Origin of the sequence: Candidatus Tokpelaia sp. (assembly GCF_008636115.1) — a bacterium.
Classification (GTDB): Bacteria; Pseudomonadota; Alphaproteobacteria; order Rhizobiales; family Rhizobiaceae; genus QLZD01.
The window spans coordinates 1-22490 of record NZ_QLZD01000028.1 but is presented as its reverse complement, the minus strand read 5'-3'; the positions used below and the strand labels follow the sequence as shown (position 1 = coordinate 22490).

Annotated in this window: 22 protein-coding genes, 1 tRNA gene and 1 pseudogene; 12 read left to right on the top strand and 12 right to left on the bottom strand. The window is 51.6% G+C overall.

What is annotated here, in order from left to right; all coding sequences use genetic code 11:
- Positions 1-3 precede the first annotated feature (3 nt).
- Together tldD and DPQ22_RS04715 are read right to left on the bottom strand one after the other, a co-directional pair.
- On the bottom strand, positions 4-1419 hold the full coding sequence (gene tldD, locus DPQ22_RS04720) for a metalloprotease TldD (RefSeq protein WP_150213716.1): 1416 nt from the start codon (positions 1417-1419) through the stop codon (positions 4-6).
- Positions 1420-1494: 75 nt separating this feature from the next.
- A complete protein-coding gene (locus DPQ22_RS04715; RefSeq protein ID WP_246681487.1) occupies positions 1495-2040 on the bottom strand; it encodes an invasion associated locus B family protein in 546 nt (181 codons plus the stop codon).
- A 412-nt stretch (positions 2041-2452) separates the two neighbouring features.
- Here DPQ22_RS04715 and DPQ22_RS04710 point away from each other — a divergent pair, with 412 nt between their 5' ends.
- From DPQ22_RS04710 to rnhA, 3 genes are all read left to right on the top strand, one after another.
- The gene (locus DPQ22_RS04710; RefSeq protein WP_150213637.1) at positions 2453-3454 is read left to right on the top strand and encodes a heme o synthase; all 1002 of its coding nucleotides are present in this window, start codon (positions 2453-2455) and stop codon (positions 3452-3454) included.
- 84 nt (positions 3455-3538) lie between these two features.
- Positions 3539-4651 carry a 4-hydroxy-3-methylbut-2-enyl diphosphate reductase gene (ispH, locus tag DPQ22_RS04705; protein WP_150213635.1) on the top strand — a complete coding sequence of 371 codons (1113 nt, stop codon included), beginning with the start codon at positions 3539-3541 and terminating at the stop codon, positions 4649-4651.
- Between the two features lie 180 nt (positions 4652-4831).
- Positions 4832-5314: a ribonuclease HI gene (gene rnhA, locus DPQ22_RS04700; protein ID WP_150213633.1), complete on the top strand. Its 483-nt coding sequence runs from the start codon at positions 4832-4834 to the stop codon at positions 5312-5314.
- A gap of 590 nt (positions 5315-5904) precedes the next feature.
- Here rnhA and DPQ22_RS04695 read toward each other — a convergent pair.
- Positions 5905-6921, bottom strand: coding sequence for a protein-disulfide reductase DsbD domain-containing protein (locus DPQ22_RS04695; RefSeq protein ID WP_150213631.1), 1017 nt, complete (start codon positions 6919-6921; stop codon positions 5905-5907).
- A gap of 299 nt (positions 6922-7220) precedes the next feature.
- On the opposite strand from DPQ22_RS04695, the gene DPQ22_RS04690 reads away from it, so the two are divergent.
- Positions 7221-7805, top strand: a complete 585-nt coding sequence (locus DPQ22_RS04690) for a YqgE/AlgH family protein (protein WP_150213711.1) — start codon at positions 7221-7223, stop codon at positions 7803-7805.
- Between the two features lie 166 nt (positions 7806-7971).
- Here the strand turns inward: DPQ22_RS04690 and DPQ22_RS04685 are convergent, their stop codons facing one another.
- Positions 7972-10908, bottom strand: a complete 2937-nt coding sequence (locus tag DPQ22_RS04685; protein ID WP_425305150.1) for an EAL domain-containing protein — start codon at positions 10906-10908, stop codon at positions 7972-7974.
- Between the two features lie 363 nt (positions 10909-11271).
- Positions 11272-12627, bottom strand: coding sequence for a M16 family metallopeptidase (locus DPQ22_RS04680; RefSeq protein WP_150213630.1), 1356 nt, complete (start codon positions 12625-12627; stop codon positions 11272-11274).
- Positions 12628-12880: 253 nt separating this feature from the next.
- On the opposite strand from DPQ22_RS04680, the gene DPQ22_RS04675 reads away from it, so the two are divergent.
- On the top strand, positions 12881-13537 hold the full coding sequence (locus tag DPQ22_RS04675) for a hypothetical protein (RefSeq protein WP_150213628.1): 657 nt from the start codon (positions 12881-12883) through the stop codon (positions 13535-13537).
- 11 nt (positions 13538-13548) lie between these two features.
- On the opposite strand, the gene DPQ22_RS04670 is transcribed toward DPQ22_RS04675, so the two are convergent.
- Complete coding sequence (locus DPQ22_RS04670) at positions 13549-14244, bottom strand: HAD family hydrolase (protein ID WP_150213626.1); 696 nt, start codon at positions 14242-14244, stop codon at positions 13549-13551.
- A gap of 226 nt (positions 14245-14470) precedes the next feature.
- Between DPQ22_RS04670 and DPQ22_RS04665 the strand changes: the two genes are divergently transcribed.
- Positions 14471-15607 carry a site-specific DNA-methyltransferase gene (locus DPQ22_RS04665; protein WP_150213624.1) on the top strand — a complete coding sequence of 379 codons (1137 nt, stop codon included), beginning with the start codon at positions 14471-14473 and terminating at the stop codon, positions 15605-15607.
- Between the two features lie 207 nt (positions 15608-15814).
- On the opposite strand, the gene DPQ22_RS04660 is transcribed toward DPQ22_RS04665, so the two are convergent.
- The 5 genes from DPQ22_RS04660 to DPQ22_RS09320 all read right to left on the bottom strand — a co-directional run bounded on the left by DPQ22_RS04660 (position 15815) and on the right by DPQ22_RS09320 (position 18080).
- Positions 15815-16033: a hypothetical protein gene (locus DPQ22_RS04660; protein WP_150213622.1), complete on the bottom strand. Its 219-nt coding sequence runs from the start codon at positions 16031-16033 to the stop codon at positions 15815-15817.
- Between the two features lie 19 nt (positions 16034-16052).
- Positions 16053-16451: a hypothetical protein gene (locus DPQ22_RS04655; protein WP_150213620.1), complete on the bottom strand. Its 399-nt coding sequence runs from the start codon at positions 16449-16451 to the stop codon at positions 16053-16055.
- Complete coding sequence (locus DPQ22_RS09445) at positions 16427-16624, bottom strand: SDH family Clp fold serine proteinase (protein ID WP_425305149.1); 198 nt, start codon at positions 16622-16624, stop codon at positions 16427-16429. The genes DPQ22_RS04655 and DPQ22_RS09445 overlap by 25 nt, the downstream gene beginning before the upstream one ends.
- The gene (locus DPQ22_RS09440; protein ID WP_425305148.1) at positions 16621-16755 is read right to left on the bottom strand and encodes a hypothetical protein; all 135 of its coding nucleotides are present in this window, start codon (positions 16753-16755) and stop codon (positions 16621-16623) included. Before DPQ22_RS09440 ends, DPQ22_RS09445 begins: the two co-directional genes overlap by 4 nt.
- 62 nt (positions 16756-16817) lie before the next feature.
- The gene (locus DPQ22_RS09320; protein ID WP_320411417.1) at positions 16818-18080 is read right to left on the bottom strand and encodes an A/G-specific adenine glycosylase; all 1263 of its coding nucleotides are present in this window, start codon (positions 18078-18080) and stop codon (positions 16818-16820) included.
- A gap of 207 nt (positions 18081-18287) precedes the next feature.
- Here DPQ22_RS09320 and DPQ22_RS04640 point away from each other — a divergent pair, with 207 nt between their 5' ends.
- The 4 genes and pseudogenes from DPQ22_RS04640 to DPQ22_RS04625 all read left to right on the top strand — a co-directional run.
- Positions 18288-18836 carry a DUF721 domain-containing protein gene (locus DPQ22_RS04640; protein WP_150213615.1) on the top strand — a complete coding sequence of 183 codons (549 nt, stop codon included), beginning with the start codon at positions 18288-18290 and terminating at the stop codon, positions 18834-18836.
- A 155-nt stretch (positions 18837-18991) separates the two neighbouring features.
- Positions 18992-19687, top strand: coding sequence for a DsbA family protein (locus DPQ22_RS04635; RefSeq protein ID WP_150213613.1), 696 nt, complete (start codon positions 18992-18994; stop codon positions 19685-19687).
- A 123-nt stretch (positions 19688-19810) separates the two neighbouring features.
- Positions 19811-20098, top strand: a complete 288-nt coding sequence (locus DPQ22_RS04630) for an AAA family ATPase (RefSeq protein WP_246681484.1) — start codon at positions 19811-19813, stop codon at positions 20096-20098.
- Between the two features lie 53 nt (positions 20099-20151).
- Positions 20152-20585 (top strand): annotated as a pseudogene (locus DPQ22_RS04625) (chromosome segregation protein SMC); the annotation flags it as partial.
- Positions 20586-20877: 292 nt separating this feature from the next.
- On the opposite strand, the gene DPQ22_RS08865 reads toward DPQ22_RS04625, so the two are convergent.
- Complete coding sequence (locus DPQ22_RS08865) at positions 20878-21030, bottom strand: hypothetical protein (protein ID WP_190323150.1); 153 nt, start codon at positions 21028-21030, stop codon at positions 20878-20880.
- Between the two features lie 292 nt (positions 21031-21322).
- Between DPQ22_RS08865 and DPQ22_RS04620 the strand changes: the two genes are divergently transcribed.
- A complete protein-coding gene (locus tag DPQ22_RS04620; RefSeq protein WP_150213611.1) occupies positions 21323-22111 on the top strand; it encodes a DUF1499 domain-containing protein in 789 nt (262 codons plus the stop codon).
- Between the two features lie 178 nt (positions 22112-22289).
- A tRNA-Gln gene (locus DPQ22_RS04615) sits at positions 22290-22364 on the top strand.
- The last annotated feature ends 126 nt before the right edge of the window (positions 22365-22490 follow it).

The window sequence follows — 22490 nt, the reverse complement described above, 5'->3', positions numbered from 1 at the left end:
GCTTCACCCCGCTTTAGTGCCGCCGATAATCATATCATTGAGGCGCAAATGCGGCTGCCCCACGCCGACAGGCACGCTCTGCCCGGCTTTGCCGCATGTGCCAATGCCATTATCCAGCCGGGAATCATTGCCGATCATGGTGATACGCTTCATCGCCTCCGGCCCGTTGCCGATCAGGGTGGCGCCTTTTACCGGCGCCTTCACTTTGCCGTTTTCAATGCGATAGGCTTCCGTGCATTCAAAGACAAATTTGCCGGAAGTAATATCGACCTGGCCGCCGCCAAAGGAAACGCAATAAATGCCGCATTTAACCGAGGCGATAATTTCTTCCGGCTCTTTATCGCCGCTTAGCATCATCGTATTGGTCATGCGCGGCATGGGAGCAGCCTGATAAGATTCCCGCCGGCCATTGCCGGTCGGCTGCATGTTCATCAGCCGCGCATTCAGCCGATCCTGCATCAACCCCACCAGTTTTCCGTCTTCTATCAGCACAGTGCGGGCACCTGGCGTGCCCTCATCATCAATGGTCAGGGAGCCGCGCCTCTCAGCGATTGTGCCGTCATCAACCACAGTGACCCCTTTGGCTGCTACCTGAGCACCCATCAGGCCGGTAAAGGCCGAGGTTTTTTTGCGGTTGAAATCTCCCTCCAACCCATGGCCGACAGCCTCATGCAGCATCACACCCGGCCAGCCATTGGCGAGCACAATATCAAACCGCCCGGCCGGCGCTGCCTCTGCCTGCAAATTCACCAGCGCCTGGCGCAGAGCTTCATCGGCACTTTGCTGCCAGTTTTCCTCAGTCAAAAAATCAGCAAAATCTTTGCGCCCGCCACAACCGTAAAAGCCCTGTTCCAGCCGCTTGTCGTTTCCGGCCACCACACTAATGCCAAGATGCACCATGGGCCTTGTATCGCGCATTTGCGCGCCGTCAGCGCGGATAATTTCCACATGCTGGAGCGAAGCATTCAGCGACAGGCTCACTTGTCGGATTTTTTCGTCTTTATTGCGCAAATAGGCGTCAATTTTTTGCAACAGCGCTGCTTTGGCGGCGAAATCAGGCTTATCCAGCGGGTTTTCATCACCATAAATATGCTGATTTGTGCCTTGCGGCGGCGCGGCTGAGTGCCCTTTATAGCCGTGTGCTACTGTCGAAACAGCGGCAGCGGCGCGCGCCAAAGCCGCCTGGCTTAAATTATCGGCATAGGCATAGGCTGTAGCTTCACCGGCAATAGCGCGCAGGCCAAAGCCCTGATTGCGGTTGAAAATTCCTGTTTTTAATTGTCCATTATCAAAAACCAGCGCCTCATTTTCCCGATATTCCAGATAAAGCTCGCCATCATCGGCTGCGCTGAGCGCCTGCTCGACCTGCCTGTGCACTTTTTCTTCCGGAATATCAAAAGATTGCAGCAGATTTTTCATCATAATCCTCTTTTACTCCGGCTGCGGCCATTTTCGGCAAAAAGCAGCCGGCGCGCATTATGGACGCCGTGCGCTTCAAGGCAGAGAGTCATAACCTGCCTTTACCCCATTCAGGCTGACAGTGCCGCCTACGCCCTCTTCCGGTGTAGGGAAAATAAAAAAAGAGACTGCGCGCGCCGCAAAGAAATTTTGCATATCTTTTTCTGTCAGCACCGCCTCAGCCAGGCAGCTATCGCCGAAACAGCGGCGATAAAGCATATTGCCCATATCCTTGGCTCCGTCAATATTCACCCCCACACCCATGGGTAATTCTACCCGAATGGGGACAATGACGCGCAATAATACCCCTTTTTTTTGCGGCAATTTGATAAAGGAAATGCGAAAAGATATATCAGGCCGGTCTTTAGCGCGCGCTGTTTGTGTCAATTCGCATATCATATTGGGGGTGCCGGGCGGTGTCGTGCAGTTTTTCTGCCAGTCGCCATAGCGAACCGGTGCCGGATTGCGTGCTGTTCCCTGCGCTGCCGCTTTGCCGCCGGCTGCAAGGACGCCGCAAAGGCAGAGAAACAACACTGCTGTCAGCAAGCGCGGCGCCATGCGGCATTGTTTTGCACAAAACATAATTTTCTCCAGGCAGATAATCCTGCTTTTATATAAAAGCTGTTTGGGCAAAATAAAAGCAAAAGACAATAATAAGGCACTGGTTTGCACCGGATTATCGGCATTATAACAGAAAATTGCCGGAATTGCGGCCGCAATAAAATTTATTGCCAATATGAGTGAGAAAAAACTATTGCCTCAGGCCGGGCATTTATTGCCGGCTTGGGGCCAATATCAGGCTGCGGGGAAGTTTGCACCGCATAAAGAGCGGGAAAAGGACATAAATCAGGTATTGCAAGGCAAGAAGGCGGTTCCCTCAACGGGTAAAATGCTTTAAAGGAGAAAGGGGATCCGACTGTTGCGGTTTTACGGCTGTGTGTCTTGAGCCGAGGGCAGGCGGAGATTCAAGTCGTAACGGGAATGCGCATTATCCATGGCAATTGTCACAAAAGAGTCGGTGCCGGTCGATAAAACGGCGAAAAAAGAACCTTTGCAGGGTGAAGCACAGCCGGCAGCAATTTTGCGGCCTGACGGCAGCAAAGCCGGCAATTATATGGTGCTGCTCAAGCCGCGTGTCATGTCGCTGGTGGTCTTTACTGCCCTGGTCGGCTTGATGGCCGCGCCACCGGGGCATATCACCCTGTCGCAGGCGATTTTGGCGATTATCTGCATTGCCGTCGGGGCCGGGGCTTCCGGCGCACTTAATATGTGGTATGATGCCGATATTGATGCCGTGATGAAGCGCACGCGCGGCCGCCCTATCCCCAAGGGCCTGGTCTCTCCGCGCCAAGCTTTGCTTTACGGCCTTGTGCTCTCAGCGCTGTCTGTGGCGGCTCTCGGCTTTTTTGTTAATGGGTTGTCGGCTTTTTTGCTGGCTTTCACCATTTTCTTTTATGCGGTAATATATACAATCTGGCTGAAACGCTCTACCCCGCAAAATATTGTCATTGGCGGGGCGGCCGGTGCTTTTCCGCCAATGATTGGCTGGGCTGCCGCTACCGGTGAAATCAGCCTTTCTTCCATTGTGCTGTTTTTGATTATTTTCCTGTGGACGCCGCCGCATTTCTGGGCTTTATCGCTGTTTAGCAGTGATGATTACAAGACCGCACAAATTCCCATGATGCCCAATGTGCGCGGAGAACGCTCTACCAAAAGGCAGATTTTTGTCTATTCCGTCCTGATGGCGCTTATTGGCGTAATGCCGAGTTTTCTGGGTTTTGGCGGCAAAATTTACGGTCTTTGCGCTGCTGTTTTAGGGCTGATTTTTGTTGAATATGCAAGACGGCTTTTATTGGCGCAAGCGCCTGCTGCCGTAATATATTATGCTCGAAAACTGTTTTTCTTTTCGCTTATTTATTTATCGCTGATATTTGCCATATTGCTGACAGAAACGACCATCACCCGCGCGCTGGAATTTTATGACCGATTGGCGTGAGAGAGCAGTAACAGACTCTAATAATGCTATTTGCTTTTTGCAAGACAAGTTAGGGGCGGTGGGGGGCAGATATAAAGGAAAATAATGGAAAAGCCGTCTTTGACAATCCGTTTATGCGCCCCGCGCGGTTTTTGTGCCGGGGTGGAGAGGGCTATTCAGATTGTTGTTGCGGCGCTCAAAAAATATGGAGCGCCGGTTTATGTGCGGCATGAAATTGTCCATAATCGCACAGTGGTAGAGGGGTTGAGGGCGCGCGGCGCTGTCTTTATTGAGGAAATTGACGAAATTCCAAAGGAGCATAGCGATCGGCCGGTTGTTTTTTCTGCTCATGGCGTGCCGAAATCTGTCCCGGCTGAGGCGGAACGGCGGAATTTGTTTTATCTGGACGCGACCTGCCCGCTGGTTTCCAAAGTGCATAAGCAGGCTATTCGTCATTTTCGCCGCGGGCGGCATATTGTGCTTATCGGCCATGCCGGCCACCCGGAAGTTATCGGCACAATGGGGCAGCTGCCGGAAGGGGCGGTATCGCTTGTTGAAACCGTGCGCGATGCGGAAATTTATTGCCCTGAAAATGCAGCACTGCTTGGTTTTGTCAGCCAGACCACGCTTTCAGTAGAAGATACGCAGGCTGTTATTGCCGTGTTAAGGCGCCGTTTTCCGCTGATAGAAGCGCCGGCGGCTGATTCTATTTGTTATGCTACAACCAACCGGCAGGAAGCGGTAAAACAGGCAGCTGACGGCGTGGATTTGTTTTTGATTGTCGGGGCGCCGAATTCTTCCAATTCTCGCCGCCTGGTGGAAGTAGCAGAAAATTCGGGCGCAAAGCGCGCGCTTTTGGTGCAGCGGGCGCATGAACTGGTTTGGGTAGATACGGCAGAGGCAGGCGAAGGCATTATTGAGCCGCAATTCCGGGGCAATAATGTTTCGGCAAAAAATTTGCGTCTTATTGGCCTGTCGGCCGGGGCTTCGGCGCCGGAAGCCGTGGTAGAGGAAATTATCCGGGCCTTTTCGCGCTATTACAGCGTGGTGATTGATTTGGCGGAAACGCGGCAGGAAACAGAAATTTTTCCGCTTAATCGGGTTTTGCGCGGTGTCCCTTTGAATGTTGCCGATATGGCTTTTGTCAATGGTGACGCTGCCGCGGCAGTGAGCGCCGCCGGGCGAAAATCGCAGATGATCTCTAATAAGGTCACATAACAGGCCGGCTATGGCTGAGGCGCGCGCGATTGCGGCTGGGCGGTCGCGCCGGGGGGATTAACCGGCTGCGGCTCACGCGCCGGCGCAGCACCAGGGGAGGATAGTATATTCCCCGGCAAAACCGGTTGTGAGACAAAAGCCGGGGGGCGGCTCATATAGATTATAGAGAGCAGAAATTTTATGAAAAAAATTATTATTTATACGGACGGCGCCTGTTCCGGCAATCCCGGCCCGGGCGGCTGGGCTTGCCTGCTGGTTTATAACGGCCATGAAAAGGAAATTTATGGCGGCGAGGCGGAGACAACCAATAATCGTATGGAGCTGACAGCAGCGATCAGGGCGCTGGAAGCGTTAACCCGGCCATGCAATATTGAGCTTTATACGGACAGCGCCTATGTGCGCAATGGCATTACCCGCTGGATAGAAGGCTGGAAACAGCAGGGCTGGAAAAATTCCGGCAATAAGCCGGTAAAAAACCGGGAGCTGTGGCAGAAACTGGACGCAGCACAGGCGCGGCATCATATTGCCTGGCATTGGGTGAAAGGCCATAGCGGCCATGTGGAAAATGAGCGGGTTGACAGGCTGGCGCGCAAGGGAGCCGAGACAGCGGCCGGCCAAAACCGGCAAAATACGGCAGACACGCCGCAACCCGGCATTAAATAAAGCGATTGCCCCCTTGTATATAGCTGATCAGAAAGAGCAGCCAGGCCGCCGCCAAGTATTGTCTCACTGTGTGGCCGCCCCCAGTATAGCTACTTGGGAAATGCGGTCAGGCCACAGCCATGAGCGGCTAATTCTGCCATCGGAATAGAGTATAGCTGCCCGGAAACCGAAGGGGCGCGCGGAGCGTGCAAACCGAAGGGGCGCGCGGGAGCGTGCAAAATGCAGCCAGGCCGCAGCATAAACTGCTTTAAGAACCGAACTGGATTGGCTCGGGCGCGGATAAATAGTTTTAGATAAATTGGAAGATGCCTGTTTCGCCTCTTTAATTATCCGTAAAGCCGTTGAGCTGCTTTCAAATATTTTTCAAAGGCTGTTTGCCTATATCTTGAAAGTCTGTTGGTTTATGCCGGTGAGTGCCTTATAAAGGCTATTTTCCAGTCGCCTGAAATTCCAGAACTGCGTGTCAAAAATTCTAAAACCTTGTGACCGGCTATAGCGGCAGAAATTTTTGGCTCGCTTTGTCTATAGGCGGCGACCTTATCCGCGATTTACCTGTTACCCGGACTGACAGTCTGACAGGCGGTTTTTGGCTAAGGCTTGCCTTTTCCTGAAGCCTCAACATGCACCTGGCCGGAAACAGCTTCGCCATTTTTTAAAACCGCCGTATAGGCAATGGGGGCACCAATCTCTGCCTCATCAAGCAGCAGCGGCGCTTCATATATTTGCAGCGGCTTTTTTGCCCGATTCAACGTGCCTGGCCTGCTTTTGCCTGGGCCGGCAACCGGCCGGGCTTGCCCTGTTTGCATATCAAAGCCGTCCAGAAACAAATGCGGCGCCTCCTCTCCCCGGTTTGGCGGATAGCGTAAAACCAGCCGCAGGCCGCCTGTTACAGCTTTGGCGCTCAGGAGCTGAAAATTCTTGTTTGCCGCTTTGGGCACAGTTGCAAGCGCGGCGGCAATCTCAGCCGTCTCTCTGTCATTATCGACTATGGAAGTGCTAAAGCGGAAGGGAATTTTTTGCGGCATACATAAAGTTTCGCATATGCCGATTGTCAGCGTGCCGCTATAAAAATTCTGCGGCTGCGGCGGCAGAATAAGGCGGAAAGGCAGCCTTACACGGGTTTTATAACCGTAACTCCATTCCTCCCCCGGCCCGCGGAAGAGCTGCGGCGCAGGAAACAGAATTTCGGCCCTGGCGCCGCCGTCAAGCTCTATTTTCGGGGCAAAGCCCGATGTGCCGGGATTGCGCCAGTAAGTCTTCCAGCCCGGTTTCAGCTCCATGGCTATCAGGCCGTAAATCTGCCTGGCCTCCCCGGTTTTTGCTTGTGCCTTGCCGCTTTTTCCGGCGGCAGCGGGCGCGCGGCCGGCTGCCATATTGGCAAAGGAAATGCGCATAAAACCGCTTTCCAGCGCATAAGAAAATACATTTTTTTGCCCCTCACCGGCAAAATTGGTGGAAACGGGAAAAGGCGCCGGGCCGGGATTTGGCACCTCGGCTGCCACGGCACTGCCTGCGCCTGAAAAAATCAGCCAGTGCACAGCGGCCGCGCTCACCGGCAGCAAATATAAGCGCCTTAAATGCAAACGGAATTTCCCGGCTTTGATCATATTTGTCCTTTCCGGCGCGCTTTGCCGACCTATATAGCAGAGTCACCTGCCTTTACCAAATATTTTCCTCATATTCCTTTTCAAACTAATGCCATGATAGCTGAAATATATCATGGTTAATAAAATATTATATTTATCTATATTTAACTATATTTAATTTTAGCTGAAATAATATGGAAGAATAAGGAGAATTTAATTAGCGAATATTTTGATATTTTACTTTTTTAAAAGATTTTATTTCTATTCTGAAAGCTGTCACAGGGACGAAAGTGTAAGATTTTATGGAACAGTGTAAGACAATGATGCACAGAGACGGTTTTTTAAGCGGACAGCTCCTTATTGCCATGCCGGGCATGAGTGAAGGCAATTTCACCCGCACAGTTGTTTATATTTGCGCCCATTCCAAAGAAGGGGCGATGGGAATTGTGCTTAATCAGTTGCAAACGGCAGTGCTGCCCGATTTATTGCGGCAGCTTGGCGTTATCGGCAATATGGAGGCTGTTCATCTGCCTCGCGCTTTGCGTATGCTGAAAATCCGCAATGGCGGCCCGGTTGAGCAAGGGCGCGGTTTTGTCTTGCATTCTGATGATTATATTTGCGATTCTACCGTGCGGGTGGCGGAAGGCGTGTGTTTAACGGCAACAGTCGATGTTTTGCACGCTTTGAGCAAAGGCATGGGGCCGGCCCATGCTTTGGTGGCACTGGGTTATGCCGGCTGGGGCCCCGGGCAGTTGGAAGCGGAAATTAACGCCAATGACTGGTTGACCGGTGTGGCAACCCGCTCTCTGCTGTTTGAAGGTGAGGCCGACAGCCAATATGAGCGTTGCCTGGCACAAATCGGTGTTGATCCGCACCGGCTTGTCCGCCAGATAGGCCATGCCTGACCGGCTGTTTGTATCTTGCAGCTTTTTTCCTTACGCCGCATTTTTGCGACCGCTTTTGCGGGGCAAAACTGCGGCGCTGTTTTTTACTTCTATCACCCGGCCAGGGGGGCGGCCTTTATCGGGCAAAAGCAGATATAAATAAGCGGAGAAGATAAGGGCAAAATCTTCAGGTGGCGGAATGTTTTTCCAGCAGGGCAATAGCTTCGCCAATTTCCAGATTATCGCAAAATGTATAGCTTTTAATAAAATTGCAGCCCAGTTTTTGCAGCAGCAGCGCCGTATTTTCATTTTCCACGCCGTCAGCTATAATTACCGCACCAATATCGCGCGCCATATCGATAAGCGGCTTGAGCAACAGGCGGCTTTTGTCTGAATCATCATTAAATAACACGCTGTCAAGCTGAATCATATCAAAGGGAAAGCGGGTGAGATAATAAAGCGAGGCATGTTCTGCGCCAAAATTATTCAGCACCAGTCCAATACCCAGCGCTTTCAGCCGCTCTGCCAATGAAAAAGCCAGCTCAGGATTTTGCTCAATCATATTTTCAGAAAAGCCTATTTGCATTTGCCCTTTTTTGAGCGGATTATGCACGAGGACTGATTGTACACAAGGCAGCAATTCCGAACTGACAAGCTGCGGTGATGGAATAGTGACCGAGGTAAAAATTTTGCGCCCGGGAAAATGCTCTTCTATGCGGTTAATATCGCGTGCCGCCTGGGCGAGCATAAAGCGCGCCACTTCCATAATCAGGCCGCTATTTTCTACCCCGGTCATAAAATCCTGAATATTCAGAATACCGCGTGCATGATGGTCCCATTGCAGGCCGGCCTCAAAGCCGACAATATTGCCCTGTTTAATATTAAATACAGGGAGATAGACAAGGTTTAGCTGCTGTTTCTGCAAGGCTTCCTGCAGTTCTTTTTCCATAGTGCCGTCAGCCAGATTACCGGCGCGCATCGCCGGCTGGAAAGGTTCAATTCTGTCACCGCCATTATATTTTGCCTGATACATAGCAAGAACAGCATCATTTAACCGCTCTTCTGCCGACATAGTGTCATTTATCCAGGGCAGCAGGCCGATAGAGGCTGTCAGTTTTATAGTATGGCTGGCAAAATTTATCGGCGTGGAAACGGCTTTTTTCAAATTTAGCGCAAAGGCGGCAACATTGGATAAATTATTTTGCGAGGCCAGCAGCAGCACAAAACGATCACCGGAGAGGCGGCACAGACTGTCCAGCGGTTTTAAATGGCGGCTTAAGCGCCGGGCGACAGCCAGCAGAAAAGTATCGCCCACTGACAGGCCGTAACGCCGGTTGATGGAATGGAAATTGTCAAAATCTATCACCAGCAAAGTTGGGCGGATTTTTTCATCCAGCCGGGCGAGATTGCAGTAATTTTGCAGCCTGTCCAGCAATAACTGGCGGTTGGGCAGGCCGGTCAAACTGTCATAAATGGCGTTTTTAAGCAGCCTTTCTTCCACTTTGCGGGTTTTGGTCATATCTTCCATCATACCGACACAGCGGATAATTTCACCGTCATTGCCGATAACCGGGCGGGCATGAAGCGCAAACCAGTGATATTGGCCGTCTCCCGAACGCAGGCGGAAGCTTTGGTCAAGCCGGCCGCCGCGTTTGTCCAGAATATAATCCAGCGCCATGCGAAAGCGGTCACGGTCTTCATTATGCATATTGGGCAGCCAGTTGCGCATTGGCCCGGCCAGATTTTTGGCGGCGGAGCCAAGAAAAATGGAAAGGTCAGGGCTGGTTACCACTTTATCGCGGGCGACGTCCCAGTCCCAGACAATATTATCTGTGCCCATAACCGCCAGCGCCTGCCGCTCCAGGTCGGAAAACAGGCCTTGATTGACACCGCCGCCGGCAAAAGCATGCTGCATGACGGTAAAGCTGATAAGCAGCACAATCAATACCAGGCCGCCGGCCAGAGCCGGTTGAATAATATCATTATCCAGCCGGCCGGAAACAGCGGCATAAGCGCCGACCAGCCAGATAATGAACAGCAGCCAGGCGGGAATAAGCATAATAGCGCGGTCATAGCCGCGAAAAGTAAGATAGCCGATAAGAGCGGCGCCGATAACGGCAATAAGGCCAAGCAGCAGCCGCGCCAGCCCGGCAGCGCGCACCGGGTCAAAAAAGACAAGCGCTACTACGCCGACAAGCGCACATATCCAGACAAAACCGCCAAAGCGAAAATGATTATGCCAGCGGTGTAAATGCAGATAGGCGAATAAAAAGGCGGAAAGCCCGGCTGCCAGCGCCACTTCAGTAGCGGCACGCCAGATTAGCTCATGCTCAGGTGTGGCGGCAAAAATTTTGTTGAAGAAATTGAAATCGGCACAAATATAGGCAAGGACAGCCCAGGCGAAAAAAGCCGTAGTAGGGAAAAGCGAAGTGCCCTTGACCACCACCAGCACGGTCAACAGCAAAGCCAGCAAACCGCTAATACCCAATAAAATGCCGTGATATAAAGTGTAGGAATTGACTGTGTCTTTATAAGCTTCCGGCTCCCACAAATAAAGCTGCGGCAAAGCGGCCGTGCCAAGCTCGGCGACAAAAGTGATAACCGCGCCGGGATTGATGGTAAGCCGGAATATATCGGAATCCGGGCTGGCCTGCCGATCCAGGGCAAAGCCTTCGCTTGGAGTAATGGAATGAATGCGGACAGAACCGAGATCCGGCTTTAATATGCCGGAGCCGGCCAGGCGATAATGCGGGGCGACAATCAGCCGGTCTATTTGTTCATCTGTCGGATTGGCAATGGCGAAAACTGCCCAATTACCGCTGCCATGCGCATCATTGGCCTGCACTTCTATCCGGCGAATAATGCCGTCAGGCCCCGGGGCGGTCGAAACACGAAAACTCTTGCCCTGATCAAGGTAAATCTGCACGGCCCGCGACAGGTTCAGGGCAACATCGTCAGGAGAAATTTTAATCGGCTCGATCGGGCGTGCCGGAATATCCGGGCTGTCACTTGCCGGCTGCGCCCAAACACTGCCGGCAAACAGGAGCAGCAAAACAAAAACCGGCAAAACAAAACGCTGCAACAGGGGCTTTGCTCCGAAAAAGGGTTTTGAGACAAAAAACATGACAAATCGGCAATGTTTACAATATTATTCGGCAGGCGGTTAAACCCCTAATCTGTTTATTCCAAAACATGCAGCCCAACCCTGCCGCCGGTTCTGCGGCACACAAGAGGGACAAAAGCGATAATAGCATATTTCCGCAGGCCAAACCGGCAGCGGCAGAAAATCACCCTGATTTATGCACAAATTAAGCCTGTGCGCATAAAGGCAGAAGAGAAAAATACAGGCAAACAGCATAGCAGCCGCCTGTATTGTGCCCCTTTGCTGTCACATTCCCGCCGGTTTTTTGTAAACGGCTTTGTTTAAGCTCTCCTTAATAAAACCGCATAAAGGCCGTTTTGCGACAGGCTGCCTGGCAGATAAGCTTCACTTTTCAGGCAGAAAGCGCGCCTCAGACGCCGCTGCCGGCGCGTTCGCCGTCATTGCCTCGCAAATTGCTTTATAGGGAAGAAGAGTGTCAATGCAGCCAAGAGCAGCAAAGCAAGGCCTGCTGTTGAAAAACAGGCGCTGTGCCAGATTTTGCACCTGAGCGGTAGAAACTGCCGCCAGTTTTTGCAAAATTTCCTCTTCTGTTTTAACAAAGCCGTAAAACAAAATTTGCCGCGCTATGCCGGCCGCGCGGGCAGCGGCACTTTCCTGCCCCATAATCAGACCGGCAGCATATTGCGCCCGGGCGCGCTCCAGCTCGCGCTTGTCAATATTATGCGCGGCTTTGGCCAGCTCCGATAACAGCACCGGCATGAGTTCTGCCAGGCCGGCGCCGGAGGTTGCCGTGTGAATGCCGAAAAGCCCGCTATCGGCAAAAGCCCAGTGAAAAGCTGAGATGGAATAGCACAGGCCGCGTTTTTCCCGTATTTCCTGAAACAGGCGGGACGACATGCCGCCGCCTAAAATCATCGCCAGAATATGCGCGGCATAATAATCGGCATGCGTATTGGAGCAACCTTCAAAGCCGATAATAAGCTGTGTGTCCATTAAATTGCGGCTTTGCCGGTTATCACCGCCCTGATACTGCACCGGCAAGGCTGCCGCTTTTACCGCCGGCTCTATCGGCAGGCTGCCCAGTTTTTCAGCGATTTTGGCAGCAAAATCCTCATGTTCAACTGCACCGCAGGCAACGGCCACCATATTGCCGCCATAATAATGCTCGCGCATGAAAGCGCGCAAATCTTCCGGCTCAAAACTTGCGACTGTTGCCGGCGTGCCCAGAATAGGGCGGCCGATTGCCTGCCCGGGCCAGGCGATCTCGGTAAGCTGGTCAAAAACCACATCATCAGGTGTATCATTGGCAGCGCCGATTTCCTGTAAAATCACCTGTTTTTCCCGCTCTAATTCTGTCTTATCAAAGAGTGGCGCGGTGATAATATCACCCAGAATATCTGCTGCCAGCGCCAGATCTTTCGGCAAAATACGAATAAAATAGCCCGTTGTCTCCAAGCCTGTGGCGGCGTTAATATCACCGCCGACATCTTCAATCGCCGCGGCAATTTGTTCTGCCGTGCGCCCTTTTGTGCCTTTAAAGGCCATATGTTCCAGCAAATGGGCAATACCGTGCCGGGTTTGCCCGCTTGACGGTGCCCCTGCGGGTTCCTGCTCATTGCGCGAGCCGGCTTTTACCCACAGGCCAAGGGCAATGCTTTTCATAAATGGGCGGTTTTCGGTAGCAATGGTCAGGCCATTGGCCAGTTTTGAAATTACCAGTTTTGAAGCGGCAAGAGTCATTTATTGCTTTTCCTTATATTTTCATGCGGGCCGCAGGCGCTTCCAGTCAAAGCGCAGCTATAGTCTTATAGCGTATAATTTTTCCTGGTTTTGCTCAATTTCAGCCTGGAATATTCACTGTTGCTGTTTTAAACTGCTCTTACTGCCGGTCGCCCGAGCCGGGCCTTATAATTTGCGGCAAACGGGCATGGGCCGGCGGCACAGTATCATAATATCATATAATTCGGCCGAAATTGTGTTAACAGGTGTGCTCATGAGCATTATCAAAGCCCGCATTATATATTGGAAAATTTTTTCTGCCGCTTTTTTGCCGCTGCTGCTTTTTTGCCTGCCGGCCTGCCAGACACAGGCGGCACGGCGGGCAGAGTTGAAAAAACAGGGTGAAGAGGCAATCAGCGCTGCGGATTTGCGTGCTTTTTGCCCGCCGGTGGAATTTGCCGAGGGCGGTTATGCCTATAATATTTATGCCGGGAGAGCAATAGCCTGGCAGGCTGCGATTGCCGATATTACGCGCGATTGCCGCTATGATCGTGATAAGGGCCTGATTCTCATACATATTGCGGCGGCTGGGCGCGTAGTGGCTGCTGCCGGTGCGGGCAGGGCTTCGTTAAACCTGCCCATTGCGATAAAAATCGCCCGCGGCGATCAGGTTTTGTTTGCCCGGCTTTATCAGCAGCGTGTTATGCCGGCACAGGCCAATGCGGCGACACAATTTTTATTTTCTGAAAAAGCAGCGGTAAAAATTGCCGAAGCGGTAAAAGGCACAAAAATTACCATCGGCTTTGCCGTGCCAGAGCGCCCGCCTGCCCGGCCAAAGGCAGAGCCGGACAAAAAGCCTGGTGAGCGCCTGCCCCGTCATGACCGGCTGTCACCCAAAACGGGAGATATTATAATCCCCGAATCTTTTTAAATCCGGAGCATTTATTCCTGAAATTTGTCTAAAGCGCGGATTGTGGCGGGGAAATCGCTCTGACGGGCAATAGTCGTCTCTACCCCTGTTTCCATTAAATCACCGCTGAGCCGCGCCCTGGCATGCCGGCCGCCGGTAAAGCCGACAACGCGCATGCCGGCCGCAACCGCCGCTTTGGCGCCAGGCACAGAATCTTCCAGCACCACGCATTGTTTGGGGTCAAGCCCGGCTTTTTCTGCGGCAAACAGATAAATATCAGGCGCCGGTTTGGGTTTTTTGCTGCCTGCTTCCGGGGCAGAAAATATCCGCCCGCGAAATAAATCATAAAGCTTCACCTGCTCCAGCATAGCTTTAATATTGGCGGAAGCAGAATTGGAGCAAATGCAATAAGGCAAATGCAGCTGCTCGCGAATTGTCGCCACACAATCGCGCACTCCGGTAATTGCCGCCAGGTCTTTTTTCATGCGTTTTCTGAATATTTGATCGGCTTTATCAAGCAGGACGGCAGAAACAGCCCGGTCACCGGTTTTTTCCTTTATCTTTAAAATCTCGGCAAAGGACAGTCCGGTATAATGCTCTATTATATCCTCTTCGGTCGTGGGAAAGCCGGCCTGCGTCAGCAGCTCGGCATGGATTTGCGCTGCCAAATATTCAGAATCAACCAGCACGCCGTCACAATCAAAAATAACCAGTTTAATTTTTGCCATGGCCGAACCTTTAACCTTAAACCCGCTGCCTGCCTGGCGAGCCGTAATCGCATTATAAATTTGGGGGCGGCAAAATTATAGGCAGTTTTCGTCCAATAAGCAAAGGGGCAGGCAGAAATATGCCGCCTTAACGGCTTGTTTACCGATATTTAACGGCATTTTTACCCGCCGGCGCCATAATAACAGCCAATCTCAAGGCCGAATTCAAGTAAAAAGTGAAGTGTGTATGTCGGTAAAATCAGCATTGCAACAGGCTCCCGCAGCGCCGGCACAGGCGGCTCAGTGGCAAAACAGCATTATTCAGGGAGATTGTCTGAGCGCGCTGGCGCATTTGCCGGCGCAAAGTGTCGATATTGTTTTTGCCGATCCGCCCTATAATCTACAGCTTGGCGGTGTGCTTGCGCGCCCTGATCACTCCGTGGTTGATGCGGTAAATGATGACTGGGACAAATTTGCCGATTTTGCTGCCTATGATGCCTTTACCAAAGCCTGGCTTTTGGCCTGCCGCCGGGTGCTGAAACCGGGCGGCACGCTGTGGGTTATCGGCTCTTATCACAATATTTTCCGTGTCGGCAGTATTATGCAGGATCTGGGCTTTTGGCTGCTTAATGATATTATCTGGCGCAAAAGCAATCCTATGCCCAATTTTCGCGGCCGCCGTTTTCAAAATGCGCATGAAACGCTTATCTGGGCCTCGCGTGATAAAAAAGGCAAAAATTACACTTTTAATTATGAAGCGCTGAAAGCTGCCAATGAAGATGTGCAAATGCGCTCCGACTGGTTGTTTCCGCTCTGCACCGGCGGGGAGCGGCTGAAAGCCGCCAATGGCAAAAAACTGCACCCTACACAAAAGCCGGAGGCGCTGCTGGCGCGGATCATGCTGGCTTCCACCCGTCCGGGCGATATAGTGCTTGATCCGTTTTTCGGCTCCGGCACAACCGGGGCAGTGGCTAAAAAACTGGGGCGCAATTTTGTCGGCATAGAGCGGGAGGAAAGCTATATTACCGCGGCCCGGGCGCGCATTGCCGCTGTTTCTCCGCTGGGCAGGGCAGAGCTGGAAGTGCTGCGTGGTAAAAAGGCTGAGCCGCGCGTGGCTTTTTTAAGCGTAATTGAGGCCGGCCTGTTGCAGGCAGGGCAGGCCGTCTATGATAAAAAACGTGAGCGCGCCGCTTTGGTGCGGGCAGACGGCACGCTTGTTTATAAAAATCAGGCCGGCTCTATTCATAAAATAGGCTCATGGGCACAAGGGCTGGAAAGCTGCAATGGCTGGACTTTCTGGCATTATGAAGATGAGGGGCAGTTGCAGCCGATTGATATATTGCGCAGCGAAATTCGCCGCCAGATGACGGCCGCCGGCGGTTAAAGCCAGGCGCCGGCAAGCCGGGCTGTAAGCCGGAGCGCTGCTACATTTTGCGAGCTAGCAAAGGGGAAGAGGCATTTCATGTCCGTTTTATGCTTCTCTCCCCTTTGCTTTTATTGGGTGTAAAGCCATTAGCTGCGATTGATAAAATAAAAGCCGCCCAAAGAGGGCAGTTTTTGGGCGAAGCGCCACTAATAGCGGCAGGCAGATTTACAGGCTGCCGAATTTTCTCAGCTTTGGCTTGAATACGGATATACCCGGAGGAGGAGGAGCAAATTTACGCGCCAAATCATAGCTTGTATGCTCAGGTTTGGGGATTCTGCCGCCACTTTGCTGCTCTGAAAGACGGCGCAATCTTTCAGCTTCTTTACGGACGTTTTCCAAACTGGGGTTCTTGCGCATATCCAATATTTTGTCAGCAATGGCCATAGTTCCTGTTCCTTTCCCTTTATTCTGCTTTATAGCTGTGAATGAGGAAGCCTTGTTGCATCAGGCTGCCATTATGCGTCATCATATCGCTATAAAGGCGGATTTGCCTTTGCAGTTCCTTATCTTTGCCAAAATCATCAATTTCTAAGCGGCACTCCTTTTCCAGAGTTTCAAGACCGATTCTTCTGCCATGAGAATGCCAGATTTTATTATCAGAAAGTGTATTGCCAATTTCTTCAGCCCGTTCCTCTTTTTCTGCATCGGTAACTGGCTCCCTCTTTTTATGTTCATCACTCCTATGGTGTGTCCAGTCTTTAAATTTGTATTTGACAAGCCGTTTTTTCAGCAAAGTGATAGACAAGTCCCGCGCTTGTTCATAAGCGCGCAGCCACCCTATATCCGGTCGCCTGCCATGCACATAATAGTGCCGGCAGACAGCGCATTATCCGGGATAATAAAATAAACCTGCTGATAATGGGCGTGGGTGAATTCAACGATTTTTTCAGCAAGCTCAGCCAGGCCGCCGCCTGTAGTCAAAAGAATAGCTATGGCCGGGTTTTTGTTGCTGTGCGCCGCAAGTTTCTCAATCACTTCCCGGAAAGGTGGAAATATAATACCGTAGATAGGCGCATCGAAATAGAGTATATCCGCTTTGAGTTTTTCCCCAAAGCTTTCTCAGCTTTTTTAGCCGCTTCCACACAAATTTCATCATAAGCAGACATGAACCCTCCTGCTCTTTAAATAATGTAAAGCGCAGCCTATATTTTTGACGGCGTAAAGTCTATTATTTTTTCTTAAACAAAGTGGGCAAGGCGGCGGCGATTGCCTTTTTCATCACAGTTGGCAGGGCCTCTGCCGCCAGTCCTTCTGTTTTGACCCAAAAGCCCGGCACAGGCTGTTGGGCCGCGGGCAGGAGAGCGGCAGTCTCAGTAATATTTTCTGCCTTATAAACCGCCAGAGTCAAATGAAAATGGGTGAAAATATGGGTAATCTTCCCCTGATAGCGCCAGCTACCGGCAAAAGGCGCGTTTTGCAAATCTGCTTTTGCCGGTGCTATTTGTGCGCCTTTTGCAAAATAATTGGGCACTTCGCTCATGCCGCCTAACAGCCCGTGAGCCGGCCGTTTTTGCAAATAAATTTTACCTGTAGCGGAAAGGGCGATAAAAGCGGCGCCGCAACGCTCTTCCCGCGCCGGTTTAGGCGCCTTGCGCGGCAGGCTTGCCGCCATATTATTTTGCCGCGCCAGGCAAAACCCGGTTAACGGGCATTGCGAGCAGGCCGGTTTTTTGATTGTGCAAATTGTGGCGCCTAAATCCATCATTGCCTGGGCAAAATCACCGGCGCGGTTTATTGGTCGCGCTTGCCGCCCATCGCTCAAAGCACTGTTTTGTCGCACATTATCCCGGGTGCCGTCTTGCGGCACATTATCCCGGGTGCCGTCTTGCGGCACATTATCTCGGGTGCCGTCTTGCGGCACATTATCCCGGGTGCCGTCTTGCGGCACCAGGCTTTGACAGGCAGAGCGGATTGCCTTGCGCGCCGCCGGCAGCGGGGTGGTAATGCAGAATAGCCGGGCGATAACGCGCTCAACATTGGCGTCAATCACCGCGCAAGGCTCATCAAAGGCAATGGCGGCAATAGCGGCGGAAGTATAATCGCCAATGCCCGGCAAGCGGCGCAATTCTGCGGCCGTGCGGGGGAATTCACCACTGTAATCGGCCATGATTTTATCGGCGCAGGCTTTTAAATTGCGCGCGCGTGAATAATAGCCAAGCCCGGCCCAGCCTGCCAGAATAGCGTCTGATGATGCGGCGCTTAAAGCCGCAAGATTGGGCCAGGCAGCGATAAATCTGGCAAAATAAGGTTTGACCGCCTCTACTGTCGTTTGCTGGAGCATGACTTCTGCCAGCCAGACACGATAGGCTGCCGCTTTTATGCCTTGCGCCTGCTGCTGCGGGGTAATGCGCCATGGCAGCAGGCGCAAATTTTTATCATACCAGGAGAGCAGCTTTTCGGCATAAAGCGCCGATGGGGGGAGAGTTTGCATAATTGTGCCGCAGCCGGGCATGGCAATGACCCGGCAAAAGAGGAAAAAGCGGTTTTGTAAGGCAGACTGCGCTTTTTGTATAGGCATTTTGCCTATGAGACTGTGGAAAGATGAGCAAATTTTGCCTTGCGCACTATTTGCCCTAAATTTGCTTTTCTTATATCATAGCGTATCCGCGCCGCTTTAATCGGAAACAGGCCTGATAAAATGACAAAACAAAAGAGTAAAAACGGTTTTTTGCCGCTATCGGCCGCAACTGCCGGCATTATGGAGCCGGTTTTGCAAAAAAAGGCGGGGTTGAACCGGCGCCTTATCCAGAACTGGACAGAAATTGTCGGCCAGGCTGTGGCTGCGGTGGCGGTGCCGGTTAAAATTATCTGGCCGCAGCCGGCAAATAAGGCGACAAAAAGCAATTTGGCGGCGGCGACACTGATCCTTGCCTGTTTTGGCTATAGGGCAGTAAAATTGCAGCATGAGACAAGTGAAATAATAGCGCGTATTAACCGGTTTTTTGGCTATCAGGCTATTGCTAAAATACGAATAGAGCTGAAAATACCGTTTCAGGCGCAGCCGCCGGTGCCCCGGCGCGGTTCATCGGCGGCTGCTCTGCCCTGGGCTAAAACGGCTTTCGGCTTTGCCGCAGCCAAGGCGCCGGCAGTCATGCCTGATAAAGTGCAGGCAGATATTGCCGAAATTACTGATGAGGCTTTGCGCGCCTCTTTATTGCGTCTGGGGCAGGCTCTTTATCGCGGTTGAGGTCGTCCGGCGGCAAAATTGCGCAAACGCGCGGCAGAAATATATTGCGCAAAGCCCCGGAGTTAATTATTGGTAATAAGGCCTTGCCAAAACGGGTTTTGCCGGTGCCGATGATGGTTATAATTATTTGAAACAGGCATGGGAGAAAGCGGATTATGAAAAATTCAACCAGAGGAAAGCGTATTTTCTCTTTTGTGGCGGCCATGTTTGTTGCGGCGACCGTCGGGCTTTGGCAAATAGTAGCGGCGCAAGCGCAGCATTCTGCCCCGCCGCAAGTGCCAAAGCCGGTGGCCACAGTGAGCGAGGCGGCTCTTTTGCGCCCGGGTGAATTAAAGGATATGGCTGAGGGTGATGCCAGGGCGCCGGTCACTATTATTGAATATGCGGCTTTGTCTTGCGGCCACTGTGCTGATTTTTATTTAAACACCATGCCGCAACTGCGGGAGAAATATATAAAAACCGGTAAAGTGCATTATATTTTGCGCGAATTGGCGGTTGAGCCGCGGGGCACGGCCGCTGCCATGTTAACGCGCTGTGTGCCGGAAGACAGGTTTTTCCCCTTTGTTCAGCTTTTATTTGAAAAACTGGAAGAATGGGCTTTTGCCCCGGACGGCAAAACGCCGATGATGCGCCTTGCCAAAATGGCCGGGCTGGACGAGAAAGAATTTAACGCCTGCCTGACTAATCAGAAATTATTGGATCAGTTCCGTAAAACGGCAGATCTGGCGATGAAAGATTTCGATATTCGTGTAACGCCGACTATATTTATTAACGGGCAGAAATATGAGGGCGCTTTAACGGCGAATGAAATTTCTCTTATTATTGATAAAGCGCTGGAAAACAAGAAATAAACCCCGATTTTCCTGCCGATAAACAGTGAAAAGCGGGCGTGCCGGCGCCGCCCGCTTTTTATTTATGCGTCTCTTTTATTTTGCCTTGTTTTTTTAATTGCCCTATTTATCGGCAGAGTTTTATTGCCCAACCGGGCTATTGCCTGTGTTGCGGCCAAAACTGCTGCTGTTTTGCCGGATAAAGGGGTGTTTATGCAGTTTGTCAAACTGCGCCTTGCGGGGTTTAAATCATTTATTGACCCGGCAGAGCTGGTTATAGAAGCCGGGCTGACAGGCCTTGTCGGCCCTGATGGCTGCGGCAAATCCAGCCTGGCAGAGGCTTTGCGCCGGGTTAGCGTGAGCCAAGCGTCAAATTGGCTGTTGGCATCGGTTATCTCTGGCGCCTGGCATACACTATCTAGTAGTGCATGAATTTTGAGCGTGGCGCGTTTTTGCCAAAATCCGTCTGTTTTTTTTGCCAAAATTTTCAGCGCGCTACACTGTTTGGCGGCGGCAAGGCAGAATTGTAATGGGTGGAATCTGATGATCCGCTTAATATCGGACTGGAAATTCTGGTTTGTCCGCCGGGAAAAAGCTGAAAAATATCAGCCTGCTTTCCGGCGGTGAGCAATGTTTGACCGCTTTATCTCTGATTTTTGCCGTGTTTCTAACCAATCCGGCGCCAATATGCGGGCTGGACGAGGCCGATGCCCCGCTTGATGATTATAATGTTGAGCGCTATTGCCGCTTATTGCGGGATATGACGGCACAAACAAAAACGCGTTTTCTGGTTATTACCCATAATCCGATTACTATGGCGCATATGGACAGGCTGTTTGGCGTAACAATGATTGAAAAGAGGCTTTCCACCCTGGTTTCGGTTGATTTGCAGCGAGCAGTGGAGCTGACAGAAATATGAAAGCCGCCAAAACCGGCGGGCAATGGACAAAACAGAGAATATTGAGCACAAAATATCGGAAGTGGCGGGGCCAGGCGGAGTCAGGCGGTTTTGCAATTTTTGCCACGAGGTTCCGGAATCTTTCCGCCGGCAAAATCGAGTTTTTGAAGCATAAGCAAAGATCCTGCAAAAGCGCCTTGACAGGAGCGGAATGGAATAATCCGCCTCTTTATTATCCGCGCCCCAGCCAGTTCAATTTGGTCGCGCGAAGCAGTTCATAAAGAATTATCCCCAAAGCGAAATGGAACATAGCTTAATATAATAAAAACCACTCCAAAGGCGGTTTAATGGGCTTTAAAAGCATTTTCAAAGGCAGCAGCAGCGCTTTCAAAGCCTCTTTGAAGCTTTGCGCATTATTCGGCCGATTTTCACCAGATTGCGCCTGCCCGGCTAAAATATCTGTCAAAATCTTTTCGCCGCTCCCTCTGGTTTTCGTCCTCCAAATTTTCAATAATTTCCTGATTTCTTTAGAAACTTCTATACTTCCCCGCAAATTCCCGCATATTCCAGAACTCTGTGTCAAAAACAATCCCCAAATCTTTTAACCGGTGGTAACAGGCTTGCCGGTTTAGGGAATTTTAGCCAAATTATGCTTTCCTGCCGGGGAGGGGGAAGCTCGTCCGGTCAAGGCCTGCCCGGCCAAAGCCGGCGGCTGCCCGATCGGATAGGTTCCCCTTCTATCAGGCCCAAGAGAGATTATGAGACGCAAATATATACGCCCGCAATCAAAAGCCGCGCTTATGTGCCCGCGTTTTGGCCTGTTTGCCGTGGCTCTGCTATTGGTTGCGCTTGTTTTACACCGCTTTGGTTTTATCCAAACGGTAAATTTGCCCTATATTATGGCGCTTGTCGGTATTTCTGCCGCGCTCAGCCTGATTTTTGCTTTTTTCGGGCTGCGGGCTTTGTGGCAGGAAGGCTATAAAGGCGGCCTGTCTTGTGTGAAAGGCGGTTTGCTGGCCTTTATGGCTCTGGCGCCGCTGCTCTTTATCGGGGCAGCGTGGTTTGCCTTTCCGCCGCTTTACGATATTACTACTGATTTTGACACGCCGCCGGCTTTTCTGGCCGGCAGCCGCCCGGCCGATGCCTTGCCGGTCAAAGCCGGCTTTACACCTGCCGCAGCGGAAGAGCAATGGGCCGCCTGGCCGCAATTAAGCGGGCGGCGTTATGACGGTTCGCCCGATACAGTGTTAAAAGCGGTTTATGCCGTGCTGAAAGCAAAAAACTGGACGATAAGCGGCGAGCAGGGCAAAGCGGGAGAAGACAGCCTGCTGCTGGTTGAGGTTGTAGCAAAAACTTTTGTGCTGGGCTTTGTGTCCGATATTATTATTCGGTTGAGTGATGAAGGCGATACAAGCTTTGTCGATATGCGCTCTGCCTCGCGCTATTTGCCGCGTGATTACGGCATAAATGCCCGGTTTATTGCTGATTTTATGAACAGGCTTGATGCGGAAATCCTGTCTCTCCCTGTTGATGAAACAAGAGATTAAAGGCCGTTTGGGCGCGGCTTTTGCGAGGAAGATAAAGGCAATATTCTGACAGATAGCCTATGGATAAAAAACAGCGCTGAAAATGCTGCTTTTATTATAAGGCATATTGCCTTTGCCGCAGGGAGCAGTTATAAATCGCGGCGGCTTGCAGCCATTGCCTGAGGCCGGCGCTGCATATTGGGGTATAGCCAAGTGGTAAGGCATCGGTTTTTGGTACCGACATTCCCTGGTTCGAATCCAGGTACCCCAGCCATTTCTCTCAGCCTTTATGCTCTGTTATAATGCCTCTATTGCTGATTTTGCGGGCGCTGCGGCGTGCCAAAAGGCAAAAAGCCCGGAGGCAGCGCCCGCAAAATCAGCAATAGAGGCATTATAACAG

Excerpts from the sequence above, each read along its gene's own strand:
- tldD (WP_150213716.1), bottom strand. The coding sequence starts at position 1,419 with ATGAAAAATCTGCTGCAATCTTTTGATATTCCGGAAGAAAAAGTGCAC.
- DPQ22_RS04715 (WP_246681487.1), bottom strand. The coding sequence starts at position 2,040 with ATGTTTTGTGCAAAACAATGCCGCATGGCGCCGCGCTTGCTGACAGCA.
- DPQ22_RS04710 (WP_150213637.1), top strand. The coding sequence starts at position 2,453 with ATGGCAATTGTCACAAAAGAGTCGGTGCCGGTCGATAAAACGGCGAAA.
- ispH (WP_150213635.1), top strand. The coding sequence starts at position 3,539 with ATGGAAAAGCCGTCTTTGACAATCCGTTTATGCGCCCCGCGCGGTTTT.
- rnhA (WP_150213633.1), top strand. The coding sequence starts at position 4,832 with ATGAAAAAAATTATTATTTATACGGACGGCGCCTGTTCCGGCAATCCC.
- DPQ22_RS04695 (WP_150213631.1), bottom strand. The coding sequence starts at position 6,921 with ATGATCAAAGCCGGGAAATTCCGTTTGCATTTAAGGCGCTTATATTTG.
- DPQ22_RS04690 (WP_150213711.1), top strand. The coding sequence starts at position 7,221 with ATGATGCACAGAGACGGTTTTTTAAGCGGACAGCTCCTTATTGCCATG.
- DPQ22_RS04685 (WP_425305150.1), bottom strand. The coding sequence starts at position 10,908 with ATGTTTTTTGTCTCAAAACCCTTTTTCGGAGCAAAGCCCCTGTTGCAG.
- DPQ22_RS04680 (WP_150213630.1), bottom strand. The coding sequence starts at position 12,627 with ATGACTCTTGCCGCTTCAAAACTGGTAATTTCAAAACTGGCCAATGGC.
- DPQ22_RS04675 (WP_150213628.1), top strand. The coding sequence starts at position 12,881 with ATGAGCATTATCAAAGCCCGCATTATATATTGGAAAATTTTTTCTGCC.
- DPQ22_RS04670 (WP_150213626.1), bottom strand. The coding sequence starts at position 14,244 with ATGGCAAAAATTAAACTGGTTATTTTTGATTGTGACGGCGTGCTGGTT.
- DPQ22_RS04665 (WP_150213624.1), top strand. The coding sequence starts at position 14,471 with ATGTCGGTAAAATCAGCATTGCAACAGGCTCCCGCAGCGCCGGCACAG.
- DPQ22_RS04660 (WP_150213622.1), bottom strand. The coding sequence starts at position 16,033 with ATGGCCATTGCTGACAAAATATTGGATATGCGCAAGAACCCCAGTTTG.
- DPQ22_RS09440 (WP_425305148.1), bottom strand. The coding sequence starts at position 16,755 with ATGTCTGCTTATGATGAAATTTGTGTGGAAGCGGCTAAAAAAGCTGAG.
- DPQ22_RS09320 (WP_320411417.1), bottom strand. The coding sequence starts at position 18,080 with ATGCAAACTCTCCCCCCATCGGCGCTTTATGCCGAAAAGCTGCTCTCC.
- DPQ22_RS04640 (WP_150213615.1), top strand. The coding sequence starts at position 18,288 with ATGACAAAACAAAAGAGTAAAAACGGTTTTTTGCCGCTATCGGCCGCA.
- DPQ22_RS04635 (WP_150213613.1), top strand. The coding sequence starts at position 18,992 with ATGAAAAATTCAACCAGAGGAAAGCGTATTTTCTCTTTTGTGGCGGCC.
- DPQ22_RS04620 (WP_150213611.1), top strand. The coding sequence starts at position 21,323 with ATGAGACGCAAATATATACGCCCGCAATCAAAAGCCGCGCTTATGTGC.